19 protein-coding genes and 2 tRNA genes are annotated in these 24,359 nt (G+C 66.7%); 6 read left to right on the top strand and 15 right to left on the bottom strand.

Annotation, left to right across the window (positions count from 1 at the left end; all coding sequences use genetic code 11):
• Positions 1-42: 42 nt before the first annotated feature.
• Together AC24R4_RS26365 and AC24R4_RS26360 are read right to left on the bottom strand one after the other, a co-directional pair.
• Entirely contained in the window at positions 43-411 is a 369-nt protein-coding gene (locus tag AC24R4_RS26365; protein WP_487523865.1) for a LysR substrate-binding domain-containing protein, read from the bottom strand.
• A gap of 29 nt (positions 412-440) precedes the next feature.
• Positions 441-701, bottom strand: coding sequence for a hypothetical protein (locus tag AC24R4_RS26360; RefSeq protein WP_101682162.1), 261 nt, complete (start codon positions 699-701; stop codon positions 441-443).
• A 380-nt stretch (positions 702-1,081) separates the two neighbouring features.
• Between AC24R4_RS26360 and AC24R4_RS26355 the strand changes: the two genes are divergently transcribed.
• Both AC24R4_RS26355 and AC24R4_RS26350 read left to right on the top strand, forming a co-directional pair.
• Complete coding sequence (locus AC24R4_RS26355; protein WP_487523864.1) at positions 1,082-1,399, top strand: hypothetical protein; 318 nt, start codon at positions 1,082-1,084, stop codon at positions 1,397-1,399.
• Positions 1,400-1,822: 423 nt separating this feature from the next.
• The gene (locus AC24R4_RS26350; RefSeq protein WP_400394923.1) at positions 1,823-2,212 is read left to right on the top strand and encodes a hypothetical protein; all 390 of its coding nucleotides are present in this window, start codon (positions 1,823-1,825) and stop codon (positions 2,210-2,212) included.
• Between the two features lie 122 nt (positions 2,213-2,334).
• On the opposite strand, the gene AC24R4_RS26345 is transcribed toward AC24R4_RS26350, so the two are convergent.
• The 5 genes from AC24R4_RS26345 to AC24R4_RS26325 all read right to left on the bottom strand — a co-directional run bounded on the left by AC24R4_RS26345 (position 2,335) and on the right by AC24R4_RS26325 (position 10,147).
• A complete protein-coding gene (locus tag AC24R4_RS26345; RefSeq protein ID WP_400394921.1) occupies positions 2,335-7,224 on the bottom strand; it encodes an NAD-glutamate dehydrogenase in 4,890 nt (1,629 codons plus the stop codon).
• Positions 7,225-7,374: 150 nt separating this feature from the next.
• Positions 7,375-7,896, bottom strand: a complete 522-nt coding sequence (locus AC24R4_RS26340; RefSeq protein ID WP_487523863.1) for a MarR family transcriptional regulator — start codon at positions 7,894-7,896, stop codon at positions 7,375-7,377.
• A gap of 370 nt (positions 7,897-8,266) precedes the next feature.
• Positions 8,267-8,641, bottom strand: a complete 375-nt coding sequence (locus AC24R4_RS26335) for a hypothetical protein (RefSeq protein WP_153948466.1) — start codon at positions 8,639-8,641, stop codon at positions 8,267-8,269.
• 177 nt (positions 8,642-8,818) lie between these two features.
• Positions 8,819-9,796, bottom strand: coding sequence for a tripartite tricarboxylate transporter substrate binding protein BugE (locus AC24R4_RS26330; RefSeq protein ID WP_400395974.1), 978 nt, complete (start codon positions 9,794-9,796; stop codon positions 8,819-8,821).
• Positions 9,797-10,071: 275 nt separating this feature from the next.
• Positions 10,072-10,147: transfer RNA gene (locus AC24R4_RS26325), tRNA-Lys, on the bottom strand.
• A 124-nt stretch (positions 10,148-10,271) separates the two neighbouring features.
• Here AC24R4_RS26325 and AC24R4_RS26320 point away from each other — a divergent pair.
• Together AC24R4_RS26320 and AC24R4_RS26315 are read left to right on the top strand one after the other, a co-directional pair.
• Positions 10,272-11,171, top strand: coding sequence for a LysR family transcriptional regulator (locus AC24R4_RS26320; protein WP_487523862.1), 900 nt, complete (start codon positions 10,272-10,274; stop codon positions 11,169-11,171).
• Positions 11,172-11,289: 118 nt separating this feature from the next.
• The gene (locus AC24R4_RS26315; protein ID WP_400396985.1) at positions 11,290-12,672 is read left to right on the top strand and encodes an 8-oxoguanine deaminase; all 1,383 of its coding nucleotides are present in this window, start codon (positions 11,290-11,292) and stop codon (positions 12,670-12,672) included.
• Positions 12,673-12,802: 130 nt separating this feature from the next.
• On the opposite strand, the gene AC24R4_RS26310 is transcribed toward AC24R4_RS26315, so the two are convergent.
• Positions 12,803-12,878 (bottom strand) — tRNA-Lys (locus tag AC24R4_RS26310).
• Positions 12,879-13,226: 348 nt separating this feature from the next.
• Between AC24R4_RS26310 and AC24R4_RS26305 the strand changes: the two genes are divergently transcribed.
• A complete protein-coding gene (locus AC24R4_RS26305; RefSeq protein ID WP_066738920.1) occupies positions 13,227-13,490 on the top strand; it encodes a DUF1488 family protein in 264 nt (87 codons plus the stop codon).
• Positions 13,491-13,638: 148 nt separating this feature from the next.
• On the opposite strand, the gene AC24R4_RS26300 is transcribed toward AC24R4_RS26305, so the two are convergent.
• From AC24R4_RS26300 to folD, 5 genes are all read right to left on the bottom strand, one after another.
• Positions 13,639-15,498 (bottom strand): SulP family inorganic anion transporter, encoded by a 1,860-nt coding sequence (locus AC24R4_RS26300; RefSeq protein ID WP_400395922.1) that lies wholly within the window; start codon positions 15,496-15,498, stop codon positions 13,639-13,641.
• 4 nt (positions 15,499-15,502) lie between these two features.
• Positions 15,503-16,300: an exodeoxyribonuclease III gene (gene xth, locus AC24R4_RS26295; RefSeq protein WP_153948436.1), complete on the bottom strand. Its 798-nt coding sequence runs from the start codon at positions 16,298-16,300 to the stop codon at positions 15,503-15,505.
• Between the two features lie 6 nt (positions 16,301-16,306).
• Positions 16,307-16,744 (bottom strand): hypothetical protein, encoded by a 438-nt coding sequence (locus AC24R4_RS26290; protein WP_487523861.1) that lies wholly within the window; start codon positions 16,742-16,744, stop codon positions 16,307-16,309.
• A gap of 30 nt (positions 16,745-16,774) precedes the next feature.
• Positions 16,775-18,877 carry a M3 family metallopeptidase gene (locus AC24R4_RS26285; protein WP_400395979.1) on the bottom strand — a complete coding sequence of 701 codons (2,103 nt, stop codon included), beginning with the start codon at positions 18,875-18,877 and terminating at the stop codon, positions 16,775-16,777.
• Between the two features lie 164 nt (positions 18,878-19,041).
• Positions 19,042-19,899 (bottom strand): bifunctional methylenetetrahydrofolate dehydrogenase/methenyltetrahydrofolate cyclohydrolase FolD, encoded by an 858-nt coding sequence (folD, locus tag AC24R4_RS26280; RefSeq protein ID WP_066738480.1) that lies wholly within the window; start codon positions 19,897-19,899, stop codon positions 19,042-19,044.
• A 154-nt stretch (positions 19,900-20,053) separates the two neighbouring features.
• Between folD and AC24R4_RS26275 the strand changes: the two genes are divergently transcribed.
• The gene (locus AC24R4_RS26275) at positions 20,054-20,752 is read left to right on the top strand and encodes a hypothetical protein (protein ID WP_487523860.1); all 699 of its coding nucleotides are present in this window, start codon (positions 20,054-20,056) and stop codon (positions 20,750-20,752) included.
• A gap of 91 nt (positions 20,753-20,843) precedes the next feature.
• On the opposite strand, the gene AC24R4_RS26270 is transcribed toward AC24R4_RS26275, so the two are convergent.
• Together AC24R4_RS26270 and AC24R4_RS26265 are read right to left on the bottom strand one after the other, a co-directional pair.
• Complete coding sequence (locus AC24R4_RS26270; RefSeq protein WP_101682117.1) at positions 20,844-21,476, bottom strand: response regulator transcription factor; 633 nt, start codon at positions 21,474-21,476, stop codon at positions 20,844-20,846.
• Positions 21,477-21,617: 141 nt separating this feature from the next.
• Entirely contained in the window at positions 21,618-24,251 is a 2,634-nt protein-coding gene (locus tag AC24R4_RS26265; protein WP_400392907.1) for a PAS domain S-box protein, read from the bottom strand.
• Positions 24,252-24,359 lie beyond the last annotated feature (108 nt).

Genomic DNA, 24,359 nt, shown 5'->3' with positions numbered 1-24,359 from the left:
TGGCATGGGATGTCCGGCAGCCCTTGGCGGGCCTTTCCTTCGTCATGGAAGGGGCAGCCTGTGACCGCCATCCGGCCCCTCCACGATCTGGCCGCCCAGGCGTTCCCGTAGCCAGCCGACGAATGCCGCGATATCGGCGTGAATGCCAGCGCGGATCTGACGCTCGGCCGGCACTGCCATCAGCCCGCCGTCGAACGCTGTGAAGCCATGCGGCGCCACCAGCGCGCCCGCATCCAGTTCGCCGCGAATCAGCCGCTGCTCCACCAGCGCCACGCCCAGCCCCGCCAGCGCCGCCTGGATGCACAGATGGGTGTGCGGGAACGTGAGCCCGCCACGGGGCGCGATACGCTTGCCGGTCTTGGCTTCCCATTGATCCCATGCGCTCGACGTGAAATCGTGGGTGATCCGCACGCCCGTGGCGATCTGCCTGGCCCGGCCACCTATAGCAGCGCGAAGCGGGCGGCCTGCGGCCCCACCACCGCCGGCCGGCTGACCGGATACCGATGATGGTCGCCGCCGGCCTCGAACGACAGGTAGTCGGGCGTCCAGCGCAGGCCGCGCAGGAAACGAGTTTCCAGGCCATCGACAACAATGGCGCCGCCCTGCACGGTGACGCTGTCACAAGGCAGGCGCAGCAACTCGGCGTCGTCGCCGAAGTAATGGGCTTCCAGCAGGATCGAGGCGGCTTGGTAGGCGGGCATGATGGTCGTCGGTGCGGCGGATCGGATACTGTATAAACATACAGTAGTATAGCGGCCTTGCCGCCCGGCTGCACGTGCCTGATTCTCAATTTTCGCGGCCGGTCCCGGATTCGGAAAAGTCTTGCTCAGGCGACACCGCGCGCGCCGGGCGGACATCGACGGCCGCGATCCTGCCCCATCGCCAGATTGGTATAACCTGAAGTGCAGGAACCTCCGATCTTCCGGCGTCTCTCGACATCGGAGAAACGTCTCGAAGCGGGAGGCTGCGGATGTTGGAAAGGGAAAGCAGGACGTGCTGGTTTGCTGCGGGATTGCTGACGGGGGCCATCACGGCGGGCATATGTGCATGGCTGGGCGTTCAGCGCGCGCGACACGACAGGTTGCCAGGCGGAACGCCGGGCCCGGCCGATGCCGGTGATGCCCAGGCGCCGGCCGGTACCGTTGCCGGGCCGGTACCTTCGGTGGCCGCCTCGCACCAGACCGACGGTGGGTCCGACATGTTCGAGTACCGTGGGTTTGTCGTGCATCTGTTCTGGCAGGCCCTGGCGCCGGAGCGTTATCGCGCGTGGTGCGATATCTGGGAAGCCGGGGCGGTGGTGCAGGAAGCGGGCGGTCCGCCGGCCACGTTCCTGACCGCGGCGGAAGCGCGGCTGGCTGCCGGGGCATGGGCACGCCACTGGGTGCAGAACAATGGCTAGGACAGACACGCCATCCCGCCGACGTGGGGCGTGAATCATGCGGATACGCGGTGGGACGCGCGATGCCTGCGTGATACGATGACTCGCTTCATTTGGAGTTCATGATGTTTGTCTGCCAGAACCAGCCTTGCGGCGCGCAGTGGTCGCCCGACGAGGTGGAGATCCGGAACGAAGGGCAGGGCCCGCTGTTTCGCTGCCCGCTATGTGGCGCGCGCAATCACCTGGAGGCCCGTCGAGGGCCGGACGGCGCGCCAGGATACCGCCAGGTGCCTCGCGCTCCCGCCGCCGCGGCGCCGGAGCGTCCGTCCAGGCCGGCGCCTCACCGTGGAAAACGGCACTGATTGCGCCGCCCAGGCGGGGCACCGTCCATCGCGATAGCGATGCCTCCTCAAGGCGGCGCGGTCTCGTACCGTTAAGACACCCATGGACATTAGCGATATCTCTCACGATGCCGCCTCCAATGCCGAAATCATTGGATGGGCGGGTGCATCCCCCCAGGTCATTGCCAGAGTGCTGAACACCGCGCTGGCCGCGCAGGATCTCTCGGGCTTTGCCGCGCTGCTGTCTGACATCGCACGAGACCGCGGCCTCAAGGGGGCGCGCGGCACGCATCAGTCGATCTACGACATGCCGTATGCGAGCCTGCTGCCGCGTCAGAAGCATATGCTGGCCGATGCGTTCGACCTGTTCCTGCGCCTGGGGCTTGAATTCCGTGCGCGTGGCGACGGGGCGGACGATGATCTGACCGATGATGGCGACGACGCGCCGCCACTGCGCGACATGGACGACGACGACGTGATCGACGACGACTGACGCCGCCGCACCGGACCCTTCCCTTCATACGACGGTTCATACGACTGTTTGACCGCCCCATCTTCCGGCCCGCCCAGTGCGGGCCGTTTCCATTTGCGGTGCGGTCAACGCGTGCGCCCGCGTCAGGCACGTTCCAGCAGGCCGATCTCCCTGACCGCCACCGACAGCATCGACAGCGCCGCCGCGCCCGACACACCCGACGCGCGCTGGTCGGTCAGCATCTGCGCGTAGCGGTCCAGCGCCACCTGGCGGCTGGCGCGCCAGCTGTGGATCGTTGCCGCCGCATCGTCGCTGTCCCGGGCCTGCGCCAGCACGCTGGTGGTCAGCGCGCGCTTGAGCCGGCCCAGGTCTTCCAGCGTGGTCGTGCGCGCGAGCAGGTCCCAGTGCGTATCGGCCGGCAGCGACAGCGCGCGTTCGCGCAGCCAGCCGAAATTGAGTTCGGTGTCGAGCGCGAAGTAGACCGCCGCCACCGCGCCCAGGCTGCGTTGGCACGCCCCGGCCACCTCGGCGATGTCCAGCGCGGCGGCAGCGTTGTCGCTGGCCGCCACGCGCAGGGCCAGGTCGTCATCGACACCCGCCTCGGTCAGCGACAGCGCCGCATCGGCCATGGCCTGCGACGTCTCGGGCGGCAGCAGCACGGCCAGTTGCGGCGTCAGCCACTGCGCGGCCTCCACGAAACGGGTTGCCCCCGGCTCGACGGTGCCACCGCCCCGCAGGTAGCGCACGAACCATAGCGTCGCGCGTTCCAGCAGCCGGCCCAGCGCGCCGAACATGCGCGCCTGGATGGCATCGTCCACGCGGTTGTCCAGGGCGTCGATGCGCTGCCACAGCGCGGTCAGCCCGAATACGTCGCGCGCCAGCAGGCAGGCGCGCACGATGTCGGCGGGCCGGGCGTCCGTTTCTTCCATCAGCCGATGGACAAAGGTGGCGCCGATGCGGTTCACCAGCATGTTGGTCAGGTGCGTGGCCAGGATCTCGCGCCGCAGCGGGTGCCGCTGCATGGCCGCCGCATGCTGCTGTTGCAGCGGCTTCGGGAAGTAGTCGATCAGCAGGCCCGCCACCAGTGGGTCTTCGGGCAGATCGGACACCAGCAGTTCGTCGTAGAGCCACATCTTGCTGTAGGCCAGCAGCACCGCGCGCTCGGGCGACGTCAGGCCCTGGCCCAGCGACTTGCGTTCGGCGATGTCGGTGTCGGACGGCAGGAATTCGAGCGGACGGTTGAGGCGGCCCGCGCGCTCCAGCCAGCGGATCAGCCGGCCCTCGGCATCGACCAGCGTCGGCGCCTCGCGACCCGCCACCGACAGCGCCTGGGTCTGGTAGTAGTTGTCCTCCAGCACCAGCCGGCCCACCTCGTCGGTCATCTCGGCCAGCAGCTTGTTGCGCTGCTTGCCGGTCATCTCGCCATCGGCCACCACCAGGCCGAGCAGGATCTTGATGTTGACCTCGTGGTCGGAGCAGTCGACGCCGGCCGAGTTGTCGATGGCATCGGTATTGATGCGGCCGCCATTGCGCGCGAACTCGATGCGGCCCAGTTGCGTGAAGCCCAGGTTGCCGCCTTCGCCCACCACCTTGCAGCGCAGCTCGTTGCCGTTCACGCGGATCGCGTCGTTGGACCGGTCGCCGGCCTGCAGGTGCGTCTCGGTGCTGGCCTTGACGTAGGTGCCGATGCCGCCGTTGTAGAGCAGGTCTACCGGCGCGGTCAGGATCGCGTGCATCAGTTCGTTCGGCGACAGCGCCGACGCCTGGATGCCCAGCGCGGCCTGCACCTGCGGCGACAGCGCAATCGTCTTGGCCGTGCGCGGGAACACGCCGCCGCCGGCCGATATCAGCCCCGTGTCGTAGTCGGCCCAGCTGGAGCGGGGCAGGTCGAACAGGCGCTGGCGCTCGGCCAGGGCCTTCGCGCAATCGGGGTCCGGGTCCAGGAAGATATGCCGATGGTCGAACGCGGCCAGCAGCTTGATATGGGGCGACAGCAGCATGCCGTTGCCGAACACGTCGCCGGACATATCGCCCACGCCCACCACGGTGAACGGCGTGCTCTGGATATCGACGCCCATTTCGCGGAAGTGCCGCTTGACGCTTTCCCACGCGCCGCGTGCCGTGATGCCCATCTTCTTGTGGTCATAGCCCACCGAGCCGCCCGACGCGAAGGCGTCGTCGAGCCAGAAGCCGTATTCGGCCGAAATGGCGTTGGCATAGTCCGAGAACGTGGCCGTGCCCTTGTCGGCCGCCACCACCAGGTAGGGGTCGTTCTCGTCGTGGCGCACCACGTCGGGCGGCGGCACCAGCTGACCCGATACCAGGTTGTCGGTCAGGTCCAGCAGGCCGCGCAGGAAGGTCTGGTAGCAGGCCACGCCTTCGGCCAGGAAGGCATCGCGATCGGTGGCCGGCGGCGGGCGCTTGACCACGAAGCCGCCCTTGGAGCCCACCGGCACGATCACGGTGTTCTTGACCATCTGGGCCTTCATCAGGCCCAGCACCTCGGTACGGAAGTCCTCGCGGCGGTCCGACCAGCGCAGGCCGCCGCGTGCCACCCGCCCGCCGCGCAGGTGCACGCCTTCGACGCGCGGCGAGTAGACCCAGATCTCGAACATCGGGCGCGGCTCGGGCAGGCCCTGCACCAGCGCCGGATTGAACTTGAACGACACGTACGGGCGCGGCTGCCCGTCCGTGCCGCGATGGAAATAGTTGGTGCGCACCGTGGCGTCGATCAGGTTCAGGAACAGCCGCAGGATGCGGTCCTCGTCCAGGTTGGGCACCTGGTCGAGCGCGGCATCGATGTCGGCCAGCCACTTGCGGGTGCGCGGGTCGTCGGCCGTTTCGGCATGATCGGGGGCGGGCGCCGCCGCCGTGGCCGGGTCGAAGCGCGCCAGGAACAGCGACACCAGCATCGACGCGATGTTGGGATTGGCCGTCAGCGCCCGTTCGATATACGCATTGCTGAACGTGGAGCCCACCTGGCGCAGGTACTTGGTGTAGGCGCGCAGGATGGTCACGTCGCGCGCGGCCAGGCCCGCGCGCAGCACCAGCCGGTTGAAGTCGTCGTTCTCGATCTCGCCATTCCAGGCGCGCGCGAAGGCATCCTCGAACAGCGGCTTGATCTTTTCGATATCGATGTCCAGCGGCTTGCCGTCGGGGTCGGCCACGATTTCCAGTCCGAAGTCGTGAATCCACACCGGCTCGCAGCCGTCGGGCTCGATCAGGTAGGGGCGCTCTTCGTCCACGCGCACGCCCAGGTGTTCCAGCATCGGCAGGCTCAGCGACAGCGCGATGGGTTCGCCGGCGCGGTACACCTTGAAGCGGAACACGCCCGATGGGGCCTCGATCGGCCGGTACAGGTTCATCGCCAGCTTGCTGGGATGCTGGCGCGCATGTTCCATCAGCTCGATATCGCGCACGGCCGTGCGGGCGGCGTAGTCCTCGCGAAAGCCGGCCGGGAACGAGTCGCCGTAGCGGCGCAGCAGCCGGTTGCCCTGTTCCTCGCCGCGGCTGTCGTGCAGCGCCTGCGCCAGATCGTCCTGCCAGCGGCGCGTGGCCTGCACGATCTTGTCTTCCAGCTCGCGCGTGTCCACCTCGGGCATCGTCCCCGGTTGGCCGCGCACCGTCAGCTGGATGCGCGCCAGCGGCGATTCCGACAACTGCGGCGTGAACTCGCAGCTGGTGCCGTTGAACGACTGCACCAGCAGCTTCTGGATGCGCTGGCGCAGGTCGGTGTTGTACTTGTCGCGCGGCACGAAGACCAGGCACGAGATAAAGCGGTCGAAGCGGTCGCGCCGCACGAACAGCCGCGTGCGCTGGTGTTCCTGCAGGCGCAGGATGCCCAGCGTGATGTCGAACAGTTCGTCCTCGTCGGCCTGGAACAGTTCGTCGCGCGGATACTGCTCCAGGATCGTCACCAGCGACTTGTACAGGTGGCCCTTGGTCAGGAAGCCCGCCCGCTGCAGGATATTGGCGCACTTGCGGCGCACCAGCGGAATCTCGCTGGTGCTGACCATGTAGGCCGTGGACGTGTACAGGCCCACGTAGCGGCGCTCGCCGAACAGGTTGCCATGGGCGTCGAGCAGCTTCACGCCCACGTAGTCGAGATAACCGGGCCGATGCACGGTGGACCGCGAGTTGGCCTTGGTGATGAAGATCGGCGATGCGCCTTCGATGATGGCGCGCGCGGCGGGCGGCAGGGGGGTGACATCGTCCGCGCCCGGGTCGCGCAGCGCCTCGCGCAGGATTCCCGCGCCCGAGCCCGCCACGCCGCGCAGGAAGTACTGGCCGTCGCGCGACACCAGCTCATAGTCGCGCTGGCCCAGGAACGTGAAATGGTCGTCGAGCATCCATTCCAGGAACGCCCGCGCCTCGGCCGACTCCGGCGTGCCGGCATCGGCCGCGTGGGCCATGCCGGCCACGGTCTCCTGGGCGATCTGGCGCATGCGCGGCCAGTCTTCCACGGCCGCGCGCACATCGCCCAGCGCGGCGCCGATGCCCACGCGCAGCGCGTCGAGCCGGGTGGCCTCGCCGGTCCGGTCCACTTCGAAGTGGATGAACGATTCAAGCCGGCAGCGATCGGTGCTGGCTTCGGTGCCGCCCAGGCCGATGCTCTCGATCGCGCCGCGTGCGTCGCGGCAGACGCGGAATACCGGGTGGATGGCCGAATGCAGGGTCAGGCCGTGACGGTTGATCTCCATCGTCACCGAGTCCACCAGGAACGGCATGTCGTCGTTCACGATCTCGATGATCGTATGGTCGGAATGCCAGCCGTGTTCTTCCAGGTTGGGGTTGTACACGCGCAGCCGCGCGGCACCCGGGACGAATTTCTGGGCCGTCTGCCAGTGCGCCATCACGGCGCCGTACAGATCCGCCACGTCGCGCGCCAGCAGGTCTTCGGCATCGGCCAGGTCGTAGTAATGCCGGAACAATGGCTCGACGATGGCAAACGTGGCGGCGGGCAGGCGTTCCCGCGCGAATGCAACCAGGTCATCGAGCAGTTGCGCAACCTTTTCTTCGTTCTCGGGGGGCATGGCCTCTCCTCGCTGTTCTCGGTGGTGTGCCGGTGCATGCTCACACTGTAGGAAAGATTTACGAGGCCGGGGCGACAAAACGACGACGCCCCGCAGGGCGGGGCGTCAGGATCGTGACCGGTGGGCGCAGGGCCGAAGCCCCGGCGCGGGTCAGGCGGCCAGCGCGTGTTGTGCGGCGCGGCTGGCGTGCTCGGCGACCACCAGCGATAACTCGGCGGTGTTGCGGGCGGTCTGTCGGCTATGGCGTTCGGCGTGATGGTCCAGCGTGGCGGTCATGCGATGCAGCAGACTGGTCAACGCGGTGCGTTCCGCCGGCGCCAGATGCGAGATCGAGACCGAATGCAGCGCACGCACGGCCAGCGCCGCGCGCTCCAGGCGCGAACAGGCTTCGAATGCGATCTGCGGCGTGCCATCACTCGGAAACTCAAGCCAGCCATCGGCATGGAGTTCGCGCAACAGCCGCTCGGTCTGGGGCACGTCAAGGAAGATCGCGCCCTGACACGGTTGGCCGCGGGTAAATTCGCCGGCGCGGATGGCGCGCAGCAGCAACCATTTGGGATAGGAAAGCCCCGAGACGCTCAGCGTCTGTTCCAGGGCGCTTTGCCACGCGGTGACGGCGTCGACAAGCGAGAGCACGACAGGCTCGTGTACTTCGAGTGCTTTGGGCTGCATTTGCTCAGGTCTCCCATAACAGGGTTTTCTTGCCGCCTGGACACTTCTTGGGCCGGTGCTTGGCCGGCCCGGACGGCTGGCGCCTGCCTCTCGTTCGGGCCGGTCGCGCTTCATTGAAAATCGGTAGGGAGGAACACTATCAGCAATGTTGGGACATTTGCGTGACAGCTCGGGTATGTCCTAGTCAGTCTTTTGGCTGAGGCGGCTTCGTTGCCGCCTGACGCTGCAGGGCAGAGCGGGTGTCTGACGTCTGATGTGCCGGCAGGGGCGTGCGATGCCGTGCCAATGAAAAAGCCCCTGCGCGAATGGCAGGGGCCTTGAGGCGGTGGCAGCGGGATGTCCGCTCGCCGCCGAACATCTTGCTTACGTGTTACGGCTTCTTGGCGCCGTCGGTGTACGGATCGGCCTTGCCGGATTTTGCGCCGTCCAGGTACGGATCGGGCTTGCCGCTCTTCGCACCGTCCAGGTACGGGTCCGGCTTGCCGGACTTGGCGCCATCGGTGTACGGGTCGGCCTTCTTGTTCGGGGCCAGGTCGGCGCGCGTCGATTTCTTGGCGCCGTCGGTGTACGGATCGAACTTGCCGGACTTGGCCGGATTCTGGTTCGGATTCGCCTTGTTCTTGGTGTGGCTGCCGCTGTAGAGATCGCCGCCATCCGTGTAGTTCTTCTGGGCGTGGGCCAGCTGCACGGCGCCCAGGGCAGTCAGGGCGGCAACGATCAGCGTCGGTACGGTCTTCTTCAGCATCATTATCCTCTCGAGTGAGGGCCGGTCGGTGCGGCCGGCCAAAAACAGAAATTTGTAGAAAATGCCTGTATCGATAATGACACTGTACCGCTATTTGTGACGGCCTGCCGCCAGAGTCGTAGTACCGACCCTCGGGCGACGGGCACGTCACGTGGCTGTCAAGCCGTCATGCCGCTGTCACTCGAGCGTGATGTTCTGGTCGGTCGCAATCTTCTTGCGCAGTTCCAGTTCGCGCTTGATCTGCGCGGCATATTGCTGCTGCGTATTGCCGTCCGGATAGGCGCCGGCGTCGTGCAGGCGCTTCTTCACGTTCGGGTCCTGCAGGGCCTTGACCGCGGCATCGTGCACCTTGGTCAGGATCGCGGGCGGCGTGCCTGCCGGTGCCACGAGGCCATACCAGGCCATGTTGTTCATGTCCTTCATGCCCTCCTCGGCGAAGGTCGGCACGTTGGGCAGGCCTTCCACGCGCTTGGGCGCGGCCACGGCCAGCGCACGCAGCTTGTCGCTCTGGATGAACGGCATCGACGACGGCAGGTTGTCGAACTGCGCATTCACCTGGCCGGCCAGCGTGTCATTCAATGCCGGGCCCGATCCACGATAGGGGATGTGGACCATGTCGGTCTTGGTGATGTACTTGAACAGTTCGCCGTCCAGATGCGAGATGCTGCCCTTGCCGGCCGACGCATAGCTGTACTTGCCCGGATTCGACTTGAGCAGGGCGACGAATTCCTTGAGGTTCTTCGCCGGCACCTTGGGGTTCACCGTTAGCACGTTCGGCACGTTCACGAGGTTCGTGATCGGCGCGAAATCCTTGATCGGATCGTAGGGGTTCTTGGCGTTCGTGGCCGGGTTGGTGGCCATCGTGCTGACGGTGGCAATGCCCAGCGTGTAGCCGTCCGGTGCGGACTTGGCCAGCGCGTCGGCACCAATCGCGCCGCCGCCGCCGCCACGGTTCTCCACCACCACCGGCTGACCCAGTTCGCGGCCCAGCGCGTCGGACACGGCGCGGCCAACGATATCGGTGGTGCCGCCTGCCGCGAACGGTACGATCAGGCGAATCGGCTTGGTCGGATACGACTGCGCCTGCGCGGCGGTGGCGACCAGACCCAATGCGGCGAGGGCGCCCGCAGCGCCCACTTTCAGAACAGCTTTCAAGAGATGCCTCCCAACATATTGCTTGTATTGCCCGGGTACGGACTCGGGTTCCGCAATACGGAACTGCGTTCCGTGATATGCGGCGAAGAGCATTCAACCGCGAAAGGCGAGGCGTGGGATATAGGGGGGAACCCGTGGAGATCAGACCACCGGCGCCGTAATGTGGGACGGGGCGGAACGTGTGCAGCTTTGGCTGGGAGGCGGCGGCCGGAAAAGCGGGGGCTGGAAAAGCAAAAAGCCCGAAGCGGACCGCTTCGGGCTTTTCTGGAATTCGCTGGTGGGGCGTGAGTGACTCGAACACTCGACCTACGGATTAAGAGTCCGCTGCTCTACCAACTGAGCTAACGCCCCAACGAAGAAAAAGATTGTAGCAAGGGGTTTTGTATCGCGCAAGCCCCTTTCAAGAGTTTTTTGAAGAAATTGCTGCGCCTTACAATGCGCGGATTCCTGAGCCGACCTGATCCGTCCTTCGCCCATGCACGCACGCGTTCTCCGCTATCTCGACGAGGTTGTTCGCCGTGGTTCGATCCGGCGCGCGGCGGAAACCCTGCACGTGGCACCCACGGCGATCAATCGCCAGATCCTTGAACTCGAAGCCGAGCTTGGCGCGCCGCTGTTCGACCGCATCCACAAGCGACTGCACCTGACGCCGCTGGGTGAGGCGGTGCTGGCGCATGTCAGGCAGACGCTGCGCGAACACGAGGCGCTGCAGGCGCGCGTGGCGGAGATCAAGGGCGCGCGGCGCGGCATGGTGACCGTTGCCACCACATCGGGGCTGGCGGGCGCGTTGATGCCGTCGCTGGTGCATGACTTCCGACAGCATCAGCCGGGCATCGTCGTGCGCGTGGCCGACCTGCCGGTCAGCGGCATCGTCACGGCGGTGGAGCAGGGCGATGCCGACCTGGGGCTTGGTTACGACCTGCCGGAAGTGGCGGCGTTTCGCGTGGTGGCCAGTCGCGACTGGTCGATCGGCGCCGTGGTGGCGCCCGGCCATCCGCTGGCAGCCCAGACTTCGGCCACGCTGGCCGAATGCGCCGGGTACCCGCTGATTCTGCCGGCGCCGTCGCTGTCCATCCGCGCGTTGGTGGACGATGCCTTCGCCCGCCAGTCGATCGAACTGATGCCGGTCGTGGAATCCACCTCGGTGGTGCTGATCCAGCGCCTGGTGGCAACAGGCGCCGGGGTGGCGCTGCTGAATCCGCTCGATGTGATGGAGGAGCGGGCGCGCGGCGCGGTGGTGTTCGTGCCGCTGCGCGACAACGGCCTGCAGCGCCAGACGCTGCGGCTCGTGGCGCGTGGCCGCAGTCCGCTGTCGGCCGCTGCGGGTTTGATGGCCGATGCCATGGCCGAAACACTGGCAGGCCTGTTCCGATAATCCGCCGGATAGCCGTCTGTCCACAAATTGTGGACACCCCGCGCGAAATTCTGTGCTTGGGGTGGCGTGCCGGCGATGCGTAGACTCCGGGCATTGCCAATCCGGATACACCACTGCCATGACCCTGATCCTCCAGCACGCCGACGTACTGGTCACCATGGACGCCCAGCGCCGCGAGATCGCGGACGGCGCCCTGGTGGCCAACGGCCCCGCCATCGAATGGGTGGGCGCCACCGCCGATCTGCCCGAGACCTATCGTCACAGCATCGACGAAGGCAGTGCCGAAGTGGTGAACATGCGCGGCCATGTGGTGATGCCCGGTCTGGTCAACACGCACCATCACATGTACCAGAGCCTGACGCGCGCCGTGCCGGCGGCGCAGGACGCCGAGCTGTTTGGCTGGCTGACCAACCTGTACATGATCTGGTCGCACCTGACGCCCGAGATGATCCGGGTGTCGACGCAGACGGCGATGGCCGAGCTGATGCTGTCCGGTTGCACGACCACGAGCGACCACCTGTACCTGTATCCGAACGGCGCGAAGCTCGACGATTCGATCGACGCGGCGCGGCAGATCGGCATGCGCTTTCACGCGGCGCGCGGCTCGATGAGCGTGGGCCGCAGCCAGGGTGGCCTGCCGCCCGACGTGGTGGTCGAGCGCGAGGCCGACATCCTGCGCGACAGCCAGCGGCTGGTGGAGCAGTACCACGATGCCGCGCGCCACGCGATGCTGCGCGTGGTGCTGGCGCCGTGCTCGCCGTTCTCGGTGTCGCGCGACCTGATGCGCGAATCGGCGACGATGGCGCGCCACTATGGCGTGTCGCTGCACACACACCTGGCCGAGAACGACAACGACATCGCCTACTCGCGCGAGAAGTTCGGCATGACGCCGGCGCAATACGCCGAGGACCTGGGCTGGGTGGGGCGCGATGTCTGGCACGCGCACTGCGTAAAGCTCGATGACGAGGGCGTGGCGCTGTTTGCGCGCACCGGCACGGGCGTGGCGCATTGCCCGTGCTCGAACATGCGGCTGGCGTCGGGCATCGCGCCCATTCGCCGCATGCGCGATGCGGGCGTGCCGGTGGGGCTGGGGGTCGATGGCAGCGCGTCGAACGACGGCGCGCACATGCTGGGCGAGGCGCGCCAGGCCATGTTGCTGCAGCGCGTGGGGTTTGGCCCCGCGGCGATGAGTGCGCGCGAGGCGCTGGAGATTGCCACGCTCGGCGGTGCCCGGGTGCTGAATCGCGACGATATCGGCGCGCTGGTGCCGGGCATGTCGGCCGACATCGTGTCGTTCGACATGTCCGCCGTGGGCTTTGCCGGCGGCGGCCACGACCCGGTGGCGGCGCTGGTGTTCTGTACGCCGGCCAATGTGTCGACCAGCATCATCAACGGCCGCGTGGTGGTGCGCGACGGCCAGTTGCGCACGGTGGATCTGCCAGGCGTGCTGGCCGATCATCGCCGGCTGGCGCGCGCCCTGTTCGAGAGTGCAAGGGTCTGACGGGGCAGGGTGGGCGCTTTGATGAGCGGACCGCATGAGCGGTCCGGCTCTGCGCGGCGGCATCGCCAGAAAGCGCATCGCCAGAAAGCAAAAGGCCGGAAGCATTGCTGCTTCCGGCCTTTCTTGTGTCTGGTGGGGCGTGAGTGACTCGAACACTCGACCTACGGATTAAGAGTCCGCTGCTCTACCAACTGAGCTAACGCCCCGACGAAGACCGAGATTCTAGCAGCATTTTCAGCTTTGTCAAACGCTAAATGCGTGCCGCGAGAAAATCGGTCCGGCGGCCCCCAAGCATGCGCGCTGCAAGCTGCCGCGTGACCGGACCGATCGGCTGACCGGTCGGCACATCGCACTGACACACACGCATGGCATGCTTGCGCGGTCGCGGTGGCGGCGTCACGAGGCGAAACAGTCGACAAGTGACGGAACTTGCCGTACCCGCCGCCGGTCATTGGGGCGAATCCTATTCTGCTGCTGGCGTGCAGGGGATCGAAGACGATTTCCGCAAAGCCATGTTAGGATTCTTTTCCACTTGCATATGGAGGGCTGTGATGATGGAAATCAAATTCCAGGAGCAAGACCGCTACGACATCAACAACGAGGGTTTGCTGTTCCACGCGCTTGTCGATGGTGAGCAAGTGACATGCGTGGTAACACGCGAAGCACTCTGGGAAGGCTTCAGCGCCGACCAGGTGCTGTCGCTGGAAGAGGCGTTCCGCGCCGGTCGTGACACGATCGAACGCGCGGCCGTGGTACTGATCGAGCAGGGTGTCCCCCAGCCGGTCGTGGTCAAGCGGGCACACGTGGCGCCGGTCTGAAAGCCGGCCGACGGTAGCAACCCTCCGCCCGCCGGCTTCGGCCCTGCTTCACCGCAGGCCGGCCGGCGCGCCAGACGCCAGAAGGTTCAGGGCGCCTTTCGAGAAGTTCTCAGCAGTTTTTTCAAAGTGTGGTTGTCTGCATTGCCATTCAGGCAGGATCCGTCGTGTCCAGTGTTGCGCCATGCCGTGGCGCGGCCTGAACGGTGGTGTCCTGTTCCTGCGGGCTTGCCGGGCCACCCGGCCGCTGTGCGCATTCCTCGAAGATGCGCGCCTGGCATTGCGCGCAGATTTCGGGCGATAGCCGCGCGATGATCGTGTGAAGTGCCTGCCGCTTGGTCGGGAAGATATGGTCGCTGCCCAGCTTGGCGGTGAATCCGGTCTGCTTCCACGTCTCCAGCACCTGCGTACGCGGGCGATGGAAGTAGAGGTCGCCACCGGCCGCGCGCCGTTCGCTCAGTTCGGCTTCCCACATCTCGGCGCCAGCCAGGTCGATGAAATTCATGCTCTTCGTCATCGCCAGCAGATGCTTCTGGTCGGCATCGACGGTACGCAGCCAGTGCAGGCGATCGGTCACGTATTGCACCGCGCCGAAGTAGATCGCGCCTTCCATGCGCAGCAGCTTCAGCTGCGGGCATTCGGGCTGCGGGCGTCGCAGTTCGTCCAGCGGCGTGAAGCGCCGGTCCGGGTCGTCGGCATCAGGCACCAGGCTACGTACGGCGGGGCGCGACGTGCGATAGAGATAGGCCACCAGCGACAGCATCGTACCTAGCAATACGGCCATTTCCAGCCGGATCACCAGCGTGGCGGCGAACGTGCCCACCGCGATGGCGAATTCCGTCCGCGAAAGCTGTGCGATGCGGCGCATCCGCTGGAAATCGAACAGGCCCCAGGCCACCAGCATCAGCATGGCGGCGATGGCGGCCAGCGGAATCTGGGCCAGCAGCGGGGCGCTGACGGTGACCAGCACCACGAGCAGCAGGGCCGCAAAAACGCTGGCCAGCGGCGTCTGGGCCCCGGCCTCGAAGTTCGGCATCGAACGGTTCAGCGATCCGCACGAGATATAGCCCGAAAACAGCCCGCCAGCGATGTTCGACAGACCCTGGCCAATGAATTCGCGGTTGGCGTCGATGTGCTGCCCCGACCGCAGCGCCACGGCCTTGGCGATCGAGATCGACTGGCCCAGCGCCACAATGGTCAGCGCGGCGGCGATGCCGAGCAGGTCGGGCACCGTGCGCCAGTTGATGTCGGGCACATGGAACGGTGGAATGGCCGACGGAATCGGTCCCACCACGTTCACCTGCCGGGCGCCGCCCCAGCCGCTGTGGTTCAGCATCATCGCCACGCTGTAGCCGGCCAGCAGGCCCAGCAGCATGAACGGCAGCCGCCGCGACACCCGCTTGAGGGCGATGGTGACCACCAGCGTCACCGCACCGACGATCAGCGCGCTGCCATTGACGGTGTCGAGGTTCTCGAACAGGAAGCGCACCACGCCGAACGCGCTGGTGCCCGTGGGCACGGCCAGGCCGAACAGGTCCTTGAGCGCGTAAAGGCCGATCAGCGTGGCCGCACCGCAGGTGAAGCCGAGCAATACCGACGGCGAGATGAAGTTGGCCAGCGAGCCCAGCCGCAGCGCCCCGACCGCCAGTTGCAGCAGCCCCACCAGTATCGTCACGGCAAGGGCCAGCGCAATATAGGCCGGACTGCCCGCGAAGGCCACCGGGCTGAGCATGGCGAACAGCGCCAGCGAATTGGCATTGGTCGGCCCGGACATCACATGCCAGCTCGACCCGAACAGCGCGGCCACGATGCACGGAATCACGGCCGTGTAGATGCCGTATTGCGGCGGCAGCCCGGCCAGCGTGGCAAAGGCCACGCCCTGCGGCAAGACCAGCACCGCGCCGAGCAGGCCGGCAATGACGTCCGCGCGCAGCGTGAGCGGGGTGACGCGTCGCAGCCAGGGGAACCAGCGTTGCAGCGGCGGGGTGTTGGCGCGGGCGGTGGCGCTCATTGGCTCAGTCGAGCTTGAGCGAGGCCACGACCGGCGTGTGGTCCGACGGCTGGTCCCAGCGGCGCGGTTCCTTGTCGATCAGGCAGGTCGTGCAGTGCGGCGCCAGGCCGGGCGACAGCAGGATGTGGTCGATGCGCAGGCCCGCGTTGCGGCGGAAGCCCATCATGCGGTAGTCCCACCACGAGAACATCTTGTCGGGCTGCTCGAACATGCGGAACGAATCGACCAGCCCCATTGCGATCAGCGCCTTGAACGCATCGCGTTCCTGCGGGGACACCAGGTTCTGGCCTTCCCACTTGGCCGGGTCGTGCACGTCCCGGTCTTCCGGGGCGATATTGAAATCGCCCAGCAGCGCCAGCTTCGGATACTTGATCATTTCGGCGCGCAGCCAGTCGGTCATGGCGCGCAGCCAGTCGAGCTTGTAGACGAACTTGTCGGAATCCAGCGCCTGGCCGTTCGGGAAGTACGCGCTGATCAGCCGCACGTCGCCGTAGGTGCCGGCCACCACGCGCTGCTGTGCATCTTCATAGCCGGGGATGTTGCGCACCACGTCGGTCGGCGCCGGCATGGCGCCGTCGCGCGCCACGATCGCCACCCCGTTGTACGTCTTCTGGCCCGTGAAGATGCTGTGGAAGCCGGCGGCCTCCAGCTCGGCCAGCGGATATTTGTCGTCGGGCAGCTTCAGTTCCTGCAGGCACAGCGCGTCGATGGGGGTGCCCGCGGCGTCCTGCGCCGCCAGCCATTGCAGCACCTGGGGCAGGCGGACCTTCAGGGAGTTGACGTTCCAGCTGGCGATTCTCATATGTCGTTATTCTTCGGGGTTGGCATTTTCGCCAAAAAGGTTGCGGCTGCCGCCCAGCAGATCGCGCTGGTCGAGAATTTCGAACGCGATGTCGGGATGGGTTTCCATGCTGCGCCGGATGGCGGCGGGAATCGCCTGCCGGGTCTTGCGGCACAGGCCCGGCTGGTCTGCCAGTTCGATGCGGAAGCCGCGCGTGGTGCGCACCACGTTGTCACTGGGCGTGATCTTGATCGTGATGCCCAGCAGCGCGTGCATCCGTTCCTGCATGCGGTTCAGCTCGGCCAGCGTGGCGATGTTCTCTAGTCGTTCTACGAGTTTCTTTTCTTCCTGCTGCGTGAGTTGCAGGATGCGCCGGTCGGCGTGCGGGTTTTCCAGCAGCGCCTCGCGGTTGCAGACGCAGGCGCCCGGCGGACATTCCTTGCGGATCGGGAAAGGCATGTCCATGAGCCGGGTCGCCTGGCCGGGGTGACGCGATCAGGCTGCCGCCGCCGTTTCGGCCATGCCGCCGTGCCGCAGCAGCGCGTCGATCTGCGGGGTGCGGCCGCGGAAGGCGACAAACGATTCCATGGCCGGGCGGCTGCCGCCCACCGACAGGATCTCCTGCCGGTAACGCTCGCCGGTTGCCGCATCCAGCACGCTGCCCGACAGCCTGGCGGCTTCCTCGAACGCCGCATACACGTCGGCCGAGAGCACTTCGGCCCACTTGTAGCTGTAGTAGCCGGCCGCGTAGCCGCCCGCGAAGATATGGCTGAACGTGTTCGGCCAGCGCGACAGCGGCGATTGCGGCACCACGTGCTTCGCGTCATTGATCTGGCGCGACAGCTCCAGCACCGACACGGGGCCCTGCGGGTCGTAGTCGGTATGCAGGTGCATGTCGAACGACGAGAACACGATCTGGCGCAGCGTCATCATGCCGTTCTGGAAGTTCTTCGCCGCCAGCATGCGGTCGAACAGCGCGCGGGGCAGCGGGGCGCCGGTATCCACGTGGGCCGTCATCGTCGACAGCACCTCGTATTCCCAGCAGAAGTTCTCCATGAACTGCGACGGCAGTTCCACGGCATCCCATTCCACGCCGTTGATGCCCGAGACGCCCAGGTCGCCCACCTGCGTGAGCATATGGTGCAGGCCGTGGCCGAACTCGTGGAACAGCGTGATGACCTCGTCATGCGTGAACTGTGCCGGCTTGCCGCCCACCGGCGCCGTGAAGTTGCAGGTCAGGTAGGCCACCGGCGTCTGCACGGTGCCGTTGTCGCGCTCCTTGCGGCCGCGGGCGTCGTCCATCCAGGCGCCGCCGCGCTTGCCTTCGCGCGCGTAGAGGTCGATGTAGAACTGCGCCAGCAGCGCGCCCTGCGGCGACACCACGCGGAAGAAGCGCACATCCTTGTGCCAGGTCTGGGCGTTGTCCGGCTCGATCTTCACCGAGAACAGCTTTTCGACCACGCCGAACAGGCCTTTGAGCACCTGCGGCTCCTGGAAGTACTGCTTGACCTCGTCGTCGGAGAACGCATAGCGCTTCTGGCGCAGCTTTTCCGACGCATAGGCCACGTCCCACGGCTCGATCGTCTCCAGGCCCAGTTCGGCGGCCGCGAATTCGCGCAGTTCCTTCCAGTCGGCTTCGGCGAAGCGGCGCGCGCGGACGGCCAGTTCGTCCAGGAACTTGAGCACGTCGGCTGGCGTTTCGGCCATTTTTGGCACCAGCGAGACTTCGCCGTAGTTGTTGTAGCCGAGCATCTGGGCCTCTTCCCGGCGCAGCGTCAGCTGCTCGCGCATGTTCGCCGTGTTGTCCCAGTCGGGCTGGCCGTTGTTGTACTGCGGGCCCAGTTCCGACGCGCGCGTGACGCTGGCCTGGTACATGGTCTGGCGCAGCGCGCGGTCATCGGCGTACTGGAGCACCGGGAAGTACGACGGGAAGTGCAGCGTGAACTTGCAGCCGGCCTTGCCGTCCTTTTCGGCGGCCAGCCGTGCGGCTTCCTGCGCGTCGGCCGGGATGCCGGCCAGGCGCTTCTCGTCGTCGATGTAGAGCGCATAGGCGTTCGTCGCGTCGAGCACATGATCGGAAAACGCCTTCGACAGCTGGGCCTGCTGCTCCTGGATCTCGGCAAAACGCGGCTTCTTGTCCTCGGGCAGCTCGGCGCCGCCCAGGCGGAAGCCGCGCAGCTCGTTTTCGAGCAGTTGCTTGCGGGCCGGCGACAGGCCGGCGAATTCCGGGCCGGCCGCCACGGCCTTGTATTTCTCGTACAGGGCCAGGCTCTGGCCCAGCGACGACCAGAATTCGGTCATGCGCGGCAGGTTGTCGGCGTGAGCCTTGCGCAACTCGGGCGTATCGGCCACGGCGCTCAGGTGGCCCACCACGCCCCAGGCACGGCCCAGCGGTTCGGTGGCGGCTTCCAGTGCCTCGACGGCGGTCTTCCACGAAGCCGGCGTCTCCGGGGCTTCGGCGCGGGCGACGGCGGCCTGCGCCTGGGCCAGCAGCACGTCCAGCGCGGGGCCGATGTGCTCGGGGCGGATGTCGGCAAAGCGCGGCAGGTCGGTGAAGTCCAGCAGCGGATTGGCGGCGCGGTCGGTGGTATCAGTCATGACAATTCCCGGTTGGCGTGCCGCCGTCGAAAAGGCCATGCGGGCATGGCGGCACGATTACCTGTGCAAGATGAGGCCTTTCGGGCCAAATATCCAGTACGACTTGGCTATCAGGATGATTGAGGCGCGGCGGGCGCGCCATCGGGACCCATCCGGATCCTGTCTCAGGCCAGGCCGGCCCGGCGCTCGGCCGCTTCCAGCGTGTTGATCAGCAGCATCGTGATCGTCATCGGGCCGACGCCGCCCGGCACCGGCGTGATGTGGCCGGCTACCTCGCGCACGCCGGCAAAGTCCACGTCGCCGCACAGCTTGCCGGCATCGTCGCGGTTCATGCCCACGTCGATGACCACGGCGCCGGGCTTGACCATGTTGGCGGTAATGATGTTGCGACGGCCCACGGCCGCCACGATGACGTCGGCGTCACGGGTGTGGGCGGCCAGGTCGCGTGTCTTGCTGTTGCAGATCGTCACGGTCGCGCCAGCCTGGAGCAGCAGCATCGCCATCGGCTTGCCCACGATGTTCGAGGCGCCCACCACCACGGCACGGGCGCCGCGCAGCGGGTACTGGATCGATTCCAGCATCTTCATGCAGCCGTACGGGGTGCAGGGGCGGAACAGCGGGGCGCCGGTCATCAGCGCGCCGGCATTGGCCACGTGAAAGCCGTCCACGTCCTTTTCGGGGGCGATGGCTTCGAGCACCTTGTGGCTGTCGATATGCTTGGGCAGCGGCAGCTGCACCAGGATGCCGTGGATCTTCGGGTCGTTGTTCAGCGCGTCGATGCGGGCCAGCAGGTCGGCTTCGGACAGGTCGGCCGGATAGCGGTCCAGCGACGAGTAGAAACCGTTGTCCTCGCAGGCCTTGACCTTGTTGCGCACATAGACCTGGCTGGCGGGGTCCTCGCCCACCAGCACCACGGCGAGCCCGGGCTGGTGACCGGCGGCGGTCAGGCGGGCAGCGCGCTGGGCGGCTTCGGCACGGATTTGTTTGGCAAGGGCGTTACCGTCGATCAATTGGGCGGACATGGGCGTACGTGACTGGAAAGGCTGAGAGGAAGGGCCGCGCGCCGCGCGGAAGGGCGGGCGCGCGCAAAACCCGGATTATAAAGGCTTGGCACGATTCGGCGCCGCCTTGACTGGATGCAAGCGGAGACAGGCTGGCGACTGCTAGCATCCGCCGATGGACATCGACGAATCTTCAATTCCGGAACTGCTGGCGACCTGGCCGCTGCCGACCCTGGCCGTGGCGGTGCTGGCCTGGGCGATCTCGCAACGGCCGTGGCTGGTGCTGCGCCGGGAGCCGATCCAGCATGCCTGGCTGGGCACGCTGGTGTTCCTGGCGCTGCTCTGGACGGCACGCGCCACGCTGGGCGGCGGGGTGGTGATCCAGCTGATGGGGGCGACCCTGGCCGTGACGATGTTCGGCCTGCCGATGGCGCTGGTGACGCTGGCCATCGCCAACGTGATCTCGCTGATCGGGCTTGCCTACCTGGCCGGGCAGGCGTGGCAGGACATCCACTGGATTTCGCTGGCGCCGCGCTTTATCTGGATGGCGGCGGTGCCCGGGCTGGTCACGGCCGGCCTGCAGGCCACCTTGCGGCACTGGCTGCCGCGGCACCTGTTCATCTTCATCCTGGGCCACGGCTATTTTGCCGCGCTGGTGGCGGCCATTGTGGCGGGGGTGCTGCGGCTGGCCTGGCTCATGCTGGCCGGGCAGGCGGGCGAGGCCGGGCTGACCGTGGGCGACTGGCTGACCGGCGTGGTGATCATCGCCTTCGGCGAGGCCTTCCTGACCGGCATGCTGGTGGCCATCTTCGTCATCTACCGCCCGCAATGGGTGGTGACGTTCGCCGACGCCGAATATCTGGACGGAAAGTAGGGGAGCGCCGGGCTGGGCCGAGCGCGGCAGGCCCGGCGCCGGCCGCGCCGTGGCGATGCACGGGCAGCCGGCGCCTCGGGAATGAGCCCGGTCAGCTGTTGCGCGACAGTGCCAGGCGCAGCAGGTCGGCCACCGTGTTGACGTTGAGCTTTTCCATGATGTTGGCGCGGTGCGCCTCCACGGTCTTGATGGAAATCCCCAGGTCGTCGGCGATCTGCTTGTTCAGGCGGCCGGCCACGATGCGCTCCAGCACCTGCTGCTCGCGCGTGGTCAGCTTGGACAGCAGATCCTTGGCGGCGCGCTGCTCGCGGGCGGCGGAATGGTCGGTGCGGGCCTTCTGCAGCATCCGTTCCACCAGCGCACGCAGTTCGGACTCGTCGAACGGCTTTTCGATGAAATCGATCGCGCCGCGCTTCATCGTCGACACCGCCATCGGCACGTCGCCATGGCCGGTGATGAAGACGATGGGGATGTCGATGTTCTCGGCGATCATGCGTTCCTGCAGCTCCGGGCCGCTCATGCCGGGCATGCGCACGTCCAGGATCAGGCAGGCCACCGAACTGGTGTCGTAGGCGGACAGGAACTGCTCGGCGCTGTTGAAGCTGCGCACCTGGTAGCCGTTGCCCTCTAGCAGCCAGGTCAGCGAGTCGCGCATCGCTTCATCGTCGTCGACGATGAAGACGGTCTCGCCACGATGCGGCGTTGGGCTGGGCGTTGCGGTCATGAAGTCTCCTGGGGCAAAGTCGTTTGCAACGAAGTGTAACTGCATGCGGCGGCGCGCAACACCCCCAGGCAAATCGTCCGGACGGCCTCCCGATGCCCCGCGGCAGAGGGTCGTCCGGCATGCCCGGGGGCGCTCCGGAGCTTATTGCTCGGGTAGCGCGGGCTGCAGCGGCAAGGTGATTTTAAACGTACAACCGATGCCGTCCACATTGTTTTCCACCCAGAGGCGGCCCTGGTGGGATTCAATGATCGACCGGCAGATGTTCAGGCCCATGCCCATGCCGTCCGATTTGGTGCTGAAGAACGGCTCGAACAGGCGCTCCTTGGTGGCTTCGTCCACGCCCGGGCCCTGGTCGATCACGTCGATGCAGACCGATTGGCCGAACTCGACGTTCTCGATGCGTGCGTGGAGCCGGACCACGCCGGCCGCGCGCATCGCGGGCAGGCCGGCCATGGCTTCCACGGCGTTCTTGAGCAGGTTCACCAGCACCTGCTCGATCAGCACCGGGTCCACATACAGCATCGTCGGCGGGGCGGGCAGGCGCGTCAGGATGGTCACGCGGCGGCGCGTGGCTTCCAGGTCGGCCAGGCCCACGGCGTCGGCCACGATGTCGTGCAGGGCGGCCTCGCGCCGCTGGGGCTGGCTGCGCTTCACGAAGCCGCGGATGCGGCTGATGATGGTGCCGGCCCGCACGGCCTGCGCCGACGTCTTTTCCAGCACCGGGATCAGGTCTTCCGGCGTGCTGCGGCCCGAATGCAGGCGCGCCACGGCGCCCATGCAGTAGTTATTGATGGCGGCCAGCGGCTGGTTCAGCTCGTGCGCCAGCGACGACGCCATCTCGCCCATGGTGGTCAGGCGGCTCGTGAACTGCAGGCGTTCCTCGTGCTGGCGCGCCATTTCCTCGGCGGCCTTGCGGACCGTGATGTCGGTGGCGATCTGCATCTGCGCCAGGTGGCCGTCCACCCACTGGATATAGCGGCGGCGCACTTCGAACCATTTCTGCATGTCCGGCACGAACACTTCCCGGGCGTCGGACGCGTACGGCATCAGCTCCGAGGCGGGCAGGCCGGCGTAGGCGTCGACGAAGTCGGTGTTGTCACTCGACATCTGTTCCTTGTCGAAGTCGTCGCCGGCCAGTTTCAGGTGCCCCTCTGCCTCCCAGCCGAACAGCTGGCGGTAATAGCGGTTGGCGAACAGCAGTTCGGCCTTGTCGGTGGCGAGCACCGACACCGCGGCGTCCAGGCTTTCCAGCACCGTCGTGAAGCGGTCGTGCGCGGCCGCCAGTTCCTCGCGGGCGCGCTTGGGCTCGGTGATGTCCGTCATCGAGCTCATCCAGCCCGTATGACGGCCGCGGCTATCCACCAGCGGCGACACGTACATCCGCGCGAAGAAGCTGCTGCCGTCGCGGCGCATCACCCGCATTTCGTAGCCGGTGGCCGGCGACTTGCCCTGCAGCGTCAGGTCGATCTGCTTCTGCATTTCCTGCTGGTCGTTGGGCGGCCAGTAGGGGAAGGGCGGGATGCGGCCCACCAGTTCGGGCTCGGTCCAGCCAGTCATGCGGCAGAACGCCGGATTCACGTAGGTGATGCGGCCGTTCAGGTCAAGCGCCCGCAGTCCGATCAGCATCGAGTTTTCCATCGCGCGCCGGAACGATGTCTCGGCCAGCAGCGCGCGCTGCGCCTCGGAGCGCCGGCTGGTGTGCCGCCACATGCTCCAGAGACTCCAGAGCAGGAAGCATGACAGCCCCACCACCAGCCACAGCAGCATGTTGTTGGGCAGGTTCGATGGCGGCGGATAGGCGTCGGCGCGCAGCGACAGCGAATGGCCCGGCGGGTCGAGCAGCACCTCGTAGGACAGCGCATTGCCCGGCACCGGCCGCACCGACGTGCTGGCGCGCGTCTGGTTGTTCTTGTCGATCAGCGAAAAGCGGTACCGCTCGGTCAGCTCGGGTGGCAGCAGGTGGGTCAGGATGCCGTTGATCGAATAGAGCGCCCCGAGCGTGCCCAGGAACTCGTTGTCGCGCACGATCGGCACTTCCATCAGCATGAAGCTGTCGCCGCGGTCGTTGGTCAGCGGGCGGGAATAGACCACGCGCTGGGTCTCGCGCGCCGCGTCGAAGGTGTCCAGTACCTCCGGTTCCAGCGGCTGGTCGACAGTTTCACGTAGCCGTCCAGCGAATTCGGATGTCGACGGCAGCGACCAGCGGCCGCGCTTGGTGGCGTCGAGCCAGTTGATGAAGACGATTTCGGGGTTTTCGCGCAGGATTTCCTGGGCGGCGGTGCGGTAGGCGCCCTGGTCCAGCTGCGCGGCGGCGATGTCGCGCGCCAGCGAGGCCATCTGGTCCTGGTTGCTCAGCAGGGATAGCCGCACGCGCTGCTGGGCCCAGGCGGCGTCGCGGTACAGCGAGTCGCGCTGCTGCTGGCGCTCGGTCTCGTGCAGCGACCACAGGATGACGCCCATGGCCACGGTGAACAGCACGATGGCCACCAGCGGAATGAACATGAACCAGCTGGTCGCCACCAGATTGCGCCAGCGCATGATCCACAGGCGGCGCGGCGGTGCGGCCAGCGGCTCCATGACGTCGGCGTGATCGGCATGATCGGCGTGTTCGGCGTGTTCGGGATGGTCGTCGTGACCGCCATGCGGATCGCCATGGCCCGCGCGCGCCGCCACGCCGGGCGCAACGCCCTGGGCGGAATCGCTGACGGTACCGGCGGAATTCGGTGGCAGGATGGCCGTTCGCAGGCCAGAGAGGATTCGGTCGAAGAACTGCATAGGGGATTGACGGTCAGCCAACCAGTGTATCGGCTTTATTGCGGTGCGTCGCTTGGGGAAAGCGCCTATCCGGCACAGGCAAATTCGCAAATCCGCCAGGCCGTTTGA

The organism is Cupriavidus sp. CER-90, from assembly GCF_057652055.1.
This window is presented reverse-complemented; position numbering and strand designations above follow the sequence as displayed.

Coding starts and splice junctions, on each gene's coding strand:
- AC24R4_RS26360 (WP_101682162.1), bottom strand. CDS start 701: ATGCCCGCCTACCAAGCCGCCTCGATCCTGCTGGAAGCCCATTACTTC.
- AC24R4_RS26350 (WP_400394923.1), top strand. CDS start 1,823: ATGGACATTAGCGATATCTCTCACGATGCCGCCTCCAATGCCGAAATC.
- AC24R4_RS26345 (WP_400394921.1), bottom strand. CDS start 7,224: ATGCCCCCCGAGAACGAAGAAAAGGTTGCGCAACTGCTCGATGACCTG.
- AC24R4_RS26340 (WP_487523863.1), bottom strand. CDS start 7,896: ATGCAGCCCAAAGCACTCGAAGTACACGAGCCTGTCGTGCTCTCGCTT.
- AC24R4_RS26335 (WP_153948466.1), bottom strand. CDS start 8,641: ATGCTGAAGAAGACCGTACCGACGCTGATCGTTGCCGCCCTGACTGCC.
- AC24R4_RS26320 (WP_487523862.1), top strand. CDS start 10,272: ATGCACGCACGCGTTCTCCGCTATCTCGACGAGGTTGTTCGCCGTGGT.
- AC24R4_RS26315 (WP_400396985.1), top strand. CDS start 11,290: ATGACCCTGATCCTCCAGCACGCCGACGTACTGGTCACCATGGACGCC.
- AC24R4_RS26305 (WP_066738920.1), top strand. CDS start 13,227: ATGGAAATCAAATTCCAGGAGCAAGACCGCTACGACATCAACAACGAG.
- AC24R4_RS26300 (WP_400395922.1), bottom strand. CDS start 15,498: ATGAGCGCCACCGCCCGCGCCAACACCCCGCCGCTGCAACGCTGGTTC.
- xth (WP_153948436.1), bottom strand. CDS start 16,300: ATGAGAATCGCCAGCTGGAACGTCAACTCCCTGAAGGTCCGCCTGCCC.
- AC24R4_RS26290 (WP_487523861.1), bottom strand. CDS start 16,744: ATGGACATGCCTTTCCCGATCCGCAAGGAATGTCCGCCGGGCGCCTGC.
- AC24R4_RS26285 (WP_400395979.1), bottom strand. CDS start 18,877: ATGACTGATACCACCGACCGCGCCGCCAATCCGCTGCTGGACTTCACC.
- folD (WP_066738480.1), bottom strand. CDS start 19,899: ATGTCCGCCCAATTGATCGACGGTAACGCCCTTGCCAAACAAATCCGT.
- AC24R4_RS26275 (WP_487523860.1), top strand. CDS start 20,054: ATGGACATCGACGAATCTTCAATTCCGGAACTGCTGGCGACCTGGCCG.
- AC24R4_RS26270 (WP_101682117.1), bottom strand. CDS start 21,476: ATGACCGCAACGCCCAGCCCAACGCCGCATCGTGGCGAGACCGTCTTC.
- AC24R4_RS26265 (WP_400392907.1), bottom strand. CDS start 24,251: ATGCAGTTCTTCGACCGAATCCTCTCTGGCCTGCGAACGGCCATCCTG.